Raw genomic sequence first — 3,251 nt, 5'->3', positions numbered from 1 at the left:
CAGGGGGCGACCTTCTGGTTCACCGCCCGCCTGCGCAAATCCACGCAGTTGCCGGCGCTGCATGAACCACTGCCCGACGTGCGTGGCAAGCGGGTGCTGGTGGTGGACGACAACCCCCGTGCCCGTGCACTGCTCAGTCAGCAGCTCACCACCCTCAGCTTCCAGGTGCTGCAGGCCGCTACAGCCGACGAGGCACTGGCGCTGCTGGGCCAGGCCGGCCCGGGCACCGCCATTGATCTGGCCTTTCTGGACTGGAAAATGCCCGACGTGGCGGGGGTCGACCTGGCGCGCCAGATCCGTTCGCTGGGCAGTGTCGTGACCCCCCGCCTGGTGCTGGTGGGCAGTCATGGCCGTGAAGACTTGCGGCCTGCGGCGCGTGAGGCCGGCATCGATGCGCTCATCGTCAAGCCCATCAATCCATCCTTGTTGTTTGACACCCTGATCAGTCTGCTCGGATCCCCGGGCGGGGTGCGGCGTCGTCAGCGCCGTGCTCAGGCCCATTGGGCCGGCACCAGCCAGGATCTGCTGCCGGTGCGCGGTGCCCGGGTTTTGCTGGTCGAGGACAACGACCTCAACCAGGAGGTGGCGGCCGGCATCCTGCGGCTGGCCGGCCTGATGGTCGACATCGCGGGCAACGGGCAGATCGCCCTCGACAAGGTGGCACAGAACCCTTACGACCTGGTGCTCATGGACATGCAGATGCCGGTCATGGATGGCATCACGGCCACCCTGGCGATCCGCCAGCGCGAAGAGTGGCAGCACATCCCCATCGTGGCCATGACGGCCAACGCCCGTGACAGTGACCGTGAACGTTGCCTGCAGGCGGGCATGGTCGATTTCGTCACCAAACCGATCGAGCCCGAGGAGCTGGGGCGTGTGCTGCTGCGCTGGATTCCAGACAAATCGGGCTCGGACTCAGGCGCCGAGGTCGGTGCGGCAAGCGCCGCTCCCGCTGAGGCGGCGGGCAGCGGGGCCGTCGAGTCGCCCTCGCTGCTGGAGCGTGCCGTGTTGCAGATCCCGGGGCTTGATGTAGGTCAGGGGCTGCGCCGCGTGATCGGCAGCATTCCGCTTTACTTGTCGCTGCTGCGCAAGTTTGTCAGCGGCCAGCGCGATGTGCCTGACCAGATCCTTCAGGCCCTGGACCAGCGTGACTGGGACCGGGCCGAAATTCTGGCCCACACCTTGAAGGGCGTGGCCGGCAACATCGGTGCCACAGGCCTGCAGCAACTGGCCACCGAGCTGGATGCGCTTGTGAGTGAACGGGCCGACCCCGATGCAGCCCTCGAACTGACCGGGCGACTCAAGTCGCAGCTGGCCGTGGTGGTTCACGGGATCGAGTCGCAGCTGTCGCCCGCAGTCCCAGCGGCCCCGGTGGCAGCGCCAGCCCCGGTGGTGGACGAGGTCGCTCGCCAGCAGGCTCGCCAGCTCCGGCAGCGCCTCGAGTCCCTGCTGGCCGACGACGACCCTGATGCCGCCGACCTGCTGGCCCAGCATGCCGAATTGTTCAAGCGTGAACTTGGGGCCAACTACCGGGCCCTGGAAGCGGGCATCCGTGGTTTCGACTTTCCTGCGGCCTTGCAGGCCTTGCGCGGCGCGGGGGGATCATGAAACTGTCCTCTGCCCCGACTTTGACGCCTATTCTGCGCGGCCTGATGGCCAGGCGCGCGCGCCCGACATGACTGGTTGTTTTCATGCAAGCTCCTGCTTTTCCCCCTGACGAGACCTTGCGGCTGGCTGCCCTGCGCGCAACGGGCCTGCTCGATACCCCCCGAGAAGAGCGCTTCGACCGTCTCACGCGCTTGGCCCGTCTGTTGCTGGACGTCAATATCGCCGTGGTGTCGCTGGTCGACAGTGACCGCCAATGGTTCAAATCCTGCGACGGTCTGGATGCCAGCGCCACGTCACGCGATATGTCCTTCTGTGGCCACACCATTTTGCAGGCTGACATCTTCGAAGTCCCTGATGCCTTGCTGGACCCGCGCTTTGCCGACAACCCCCTGGTGCTGGGGTCGCCCCACATCCGCTTTTATGCGGGGGCCCCGCTGCGCTCCCCCGAAGGGCTGCGCCTGGGCTCGCTGTGCGTGATTCACGATGAGCCGCGCCAACTCGACCCGGGGCAGCGGCGCACCCTGCGCGACCTGGCGGACCTGGTGGAGCAGGAGATCAATCAGCAGGTCCTGCGCGAACGCACCGAGGCCTTGCAGCGTGCCCGGTATCTGGGCGAGGTTTTGGTCGATACCCAGGCCTTGTTCATCCGCGATGCCGATCGCTCCAGTGTGTTCGAGAACCTGTTGAACCAGTTGCTGGAGCTCACCGAGAGCGATGTCGGCTTCCTGGGAGAGGTCTACAAGCTGGGTGACGACTTTCCCAGCCTGCAGATCCAGGCCATCCATGGCCTGCAAAGCCACGCGCCCTCCACCCAGTTGGTGGACATCGGCCTGGAGGCCGACCCCTTCAGCGAAGACCTCAAGAGCCTGCAGCGCGTGTTTGCCAGCGTGCTGTCGGACGGCCAACCGCTGTTGCGCGAGCAGGGGGCCACGGCGGGTGACGAACTGGTCTGGGGCGATGCCCGGCTGAGTGCCTTTCTGGCGGTGCCCATCCACCACGCTGGGGACCTGGTGGCCCTGCTGGGCGTGGGCAAGCTCCGCAGCACCTACGAGCCAGGCCTGACCGACTTTCTGCGCCCCTTGCTGGTCACCATCGGCCAGCTCATCGAAGCGGCGCGCATCCAGGCTGAGAACACGCGCATCCAGCGCGAACTGACGCGGCTGTCCCGCGTGGCGAGCGAGACCACCAATGGCGTGATCATCACCAACGCCCGCGGCGAGATCGATTGGGTCAACGATGGCTTCACCCGCATCACCGGCTACCGTCTTGAGGAGGTGCGCGGCCTGCGCCCGGGCCACTTCCTGCAAGGGCCCGACACCGACCTGGGCACGGTGGCCCACATGCGCCGCTCGCTGCGGGCGGGGCAGGGCTTCCGGGTCGATCTGCTCAACTACGCCAAGTCAGGCGCCCCTTACTGGATCGACGTCAGCTGCAACGACCTGCGCGACAGCGCCGGGGTGTTGCAGGGCTTCATGGCCATCGAGACCGACATCACCGAGAGCAAGCGCGACGAGCAGGCCCTGATCCAGGCCCGCACCGAGGCCGAAACCGCGAACCGCTCGAAGAGCGAGTTCCTGGCGAACATGAGCCACGAGATCAGGACGCCGATGAACGCGGTGCTGGGGATGTCGCACCTGCTGCTG

At 66.6% G+C, this 3,251-nt stretch carries 2 protein-coding genes; both read left to right on the top strand.

Annotation, left to right across the window (positions count from 1 at the left end):
* On the top strand, window positions 1–1,608 hold a 1,608-nt coding region (locus F624_RS0131820; protein WP_019578404.1), incomplete at its 5' end, for a response regulator.
* Window positions 1,609–1,691: 83 nt separating this feature from the next.
* Window positions 1,692–3,251: GAF domain-containing protein (locus F624_RS36160; protein ID WP_157443754.1), on the top strand; the 1,560-nt coding region annotated here is incomplete at its 3' end.

Origin of the sequence: Curvibacter lanceolatus ATCC 14669 (assembly GCF_000381265.1) — a bacterium.
GTDB lineage: Bacteria > Pseudomonadota > Gammaproteobacteria > Burkholderiales > Burkholderiaceae_C > Curvibacter > Curvibacter lanceolatus.
This window is presented reverse-complemented; position numbering and strand designations above follow the sequence as displayed.